Annotated in this window: 4 protein-coding genes; all 4 read right to left on the bottom strand. The window is 60.7% G+C overall.

From position 1 onward, the window contains the following. Positions 1 to 186 precede the first annotated feature (186 nt). Complete coding sequence (locus tag ACVOL0_RS20285; protein WP_481550614.1) at positions 187 to 651, bottom strand: GNAT family N-acetyltransferase; 465 nt, start codon at positions 649 to 651, stop codon at positions 187 to 189. A gap of 43 nt (positions 652 to 694) precedes the next feature. Continuing rightward, positions 695 to 1111 carry a GNAT family N-acetyltransferase gene (locus ACVOL0_RS20280; protein WP_481550613.1) on the bottom strand — a complete coding sequence of 139 codons (417 nt, stop codon included), beginning with the start codon at positions 1109 to 1111 and terminating at the stop codon, positions 695 to 697. A gap of 40 nt (positions 1112 to 1151) precedes the next feature. Further along, positions 1152 to 1550 carry a nuclear transport factor 2 family protein gene (locus ACVOL0_RS20275; RefSeq protein ID WP_481550612.1) on the bottom strand — a complete coding sequence of 133 codons (399 nt, stop codon included), beginning with the start codon at positions 1548 to 1550 and terminating at the stop codon, positions 1152 to 1154. Between the two features lie 131 nt (positions 1551 to 1681). Next, positions 1682 to 2113, bottom strand: a complete 432-nt coding sequence (locus ACVOL0_RS20270) for a PH domain-containing protein (RefSeq protein WP_481550611.1) — start codon at positions 2111 to 2113, stop codon at positions 1682 to 1684. Positions 2114 to 2304: the final 191 nt, after the last annotated feature.

The following is a 2304-nucleotide window of genomic DNA, read 5'->3' as shown; positions in this document are numbered from 1 at the left end:
ATTCGTCTCTGGGAAATGCCGCGCCAGCGCAGTTCGCCGAGGCATTTCGGACAGCCCCAAATACGCCGATTTTTCTACCTTAGATCGGCTCAAGATTTGGGAGGCCGTCAGGAGCTTGATGTCATTGCAGCGGGAAGGGTGTGCGATACGGGCTGATCTCCATAGCCCGTAGCGTGATCGCCAACGTCAGTTGCGTGTGGAGACGCGGTCCAGCCATTGTTCCATCGGCTGGTAGATGATTCCCATCGATTCGCTCACCTCGCCGCTGCAATGGAATCCGTAGCCGAGGTAGGCGGGCACGGAAGGCAGGGAGGCGCTTACGGTCAGCACATCCGCGCGTGCGTGCTTGATGGCTTCGGCGACCAGGCGGCGGCCGATGCCCTGGCGTTGAAAGTCGGGGGTGATGAACAGCATTGCTATATGTCGCCCCTGTTTCAACTCGATGAGGCCGGCCGGTTGCCCGGCAACTTCCGCCAACCACATCAGGTTGTCCTCGCTGGTGCGGGATGCAAAGGCCTCGGCAGTGGCAAGCTTGCGGAAGGTCGCAATGCCTTCGTCAGTGAGCGTGGAGGCAACCGAGCCCATGAAGGCCGCCATGCAAAGCCTGCTCGCGGCATCCATATCGTTCGGGTTGAGTGGCCGTATGTTCATTCCTTTTCCGTTGATGTGCTGGTGGTGATGCGGGCATTGGAGTTCATTTTTTTTTGAGTGCCATGCCGACGCTGGCGGGTGCGGTCAGGGTGAAGCCGTACTGTTGATAGAGGCGATAGGCTTCACCATCCGCCAGCAGGCTGACATAGGCCGAAGCCGGCACCTCACGTTCGATGTACGCCTGGATCTCCGCCATCACTTTCTTGCCGAGACCACGGCCCTGATGCGCTGGCAGCACCGCGATGTCGACCACCTGGTAGAAGCTGCCGCCGTCGCCTATCACCCGACCCATCGCCACCGTTTCGCCAGCATGGGTGATCTGCACGGCGAACAGCGAATTGGGCAGGCCGCGACTGGCGGCTTCCAGCGTCTTCGCGCTGAGCCCACTGGCCTGGCGTAGGTGCCGGTAGGTGTCCACGGAAGGGATATGGTGGTTGATGGTGTAGCTGGGTTCGCTCATCGTTGCATCTGGAATTCTGGGGTGGCTGTGCGGTGCCGCTTCAGGCGGGCAACGCGATGGGCACGTAGACCTCGTGCCAGAGGATGACCTTGCCGGCATCGTTGAAGCGTATCAGCAGCATGGCGCGGAACAGCTCGCGGCGTCCGGCAGCGTAGCTGATCCGTGCACGCATCGAGAACGCGACTGAAGCGCCCTCCACGAGTGCATGGTCGACCTCGTAATCGATGCCTTCCATGCCGGCTTTCATGCCGTTGAGGAATTCGAGGTAGTTGGCAGGATTGGCCTCGTAGCGGCGACCATTGGGCTCGACCATGAAGTGTTCGGCGAAGCACTCACCGATCAGTGCTTCGGTCAGCATGGAATCGTGATTGAGATGCCGGCGGTTCCAGTCGAGTACGGCATGGGCCAGCTGGAGATAGTGCGCGCGTTGGCGTGTCATGTGCGCTCCAGAATGCGTGGTATGGCTGGTAATGCATCGATCGCAACGGTGCAGGGCAGGGTGGATTCCGCTTGCAAAGGCAGCACGGGTCTGATGTTGCCGCTGATGGGAACGGCCTGTCCGGCGTCCGCTTACGGCAATGGCGGTGGGTTGCCGGGCACCGTTTGAGCGGCGCCGTTGGCCGGCGATGCAGTGCTGCCCAACACGGCCTGGGCGATCAGCTTGTCCAGTCGGCGAACATCCAGGCCCTTGTTGAGGTTGACCTTGATATGGCCTGCCTTGGTCCAGAGTTCGATCTCGGAGTTGAAGTTGAACAGGCCGTGGCCGTTCTCCGAAGACCACATGTAGATCGAGGAGTACGGCAGCGAATAGATCTCCACTTTCTTGCCGGTGATGCCCTGCGCGTCGCGCACGATCAAGCGCTTGTTGGTGAACACCGCTGAATCACGGAACGTTTTGTAAGCCGCCACGGCGGTCTCGCCGGGCACGAGGATGTCGTTGACGTCCTGCGGGATCGGGCATTCCGATACCAGCGTCCAGGCCAGGATTGCATTTGTTTCCATGTTGAAGCCTTCCCCCGTGATAGTTGGTTGTTTGCAGCGCAGGCGGAATTGTAGGTGGCGCGCAGATCACGGCAATAGGCCGGAATGCATGCTTGTTGGACGTGCGGGCGTTGCGGACGAGCGCTCCTGCAAGGTGAGCGCCTGTAGTGCCGAGCCATGCTCGGCAGGGGCTTCACCGGTAACGCTTCAGC

This window comes from Stenotrophomonas sp. STEN021 (genome assembly GCF_056760175.1).
Note: the sequence above shows the minus strand (reverse complement) of the source record. Positions and strands in the feature narration are given on the sequence as shown.

Coding starts and splice junctions, on each gene's coding strand:
- ACVOL0_RS20285 (WP_481550614.1), bottom strand. CDS start 651: ATGAACATACGGCCACTCAACCCGAACGATATGGATGCCGCGAGCAGG.
- ACVOL0_RS20280 (WP_481550613.1), bottom strand. CDS start 1,111: ATGAGCGAACCCAGCTACACCATCAACCACCATATCCCTTCCGTGGAC.
- ACVOL0_RS20275 (WP_481550612.1), bottom strand. CDS start 1,550: ATGACACGCCAACGCGCGCACTATCTCCAGCTGGCCCATGCCGTACTC.
- ACVOL0_RS20270 (WP_481550611.1), bottom strand. CDS start 2,113: ATGGAAACAAATGCAATCCTGGCCTGGACGCTGGTATCGGAATGCCCG.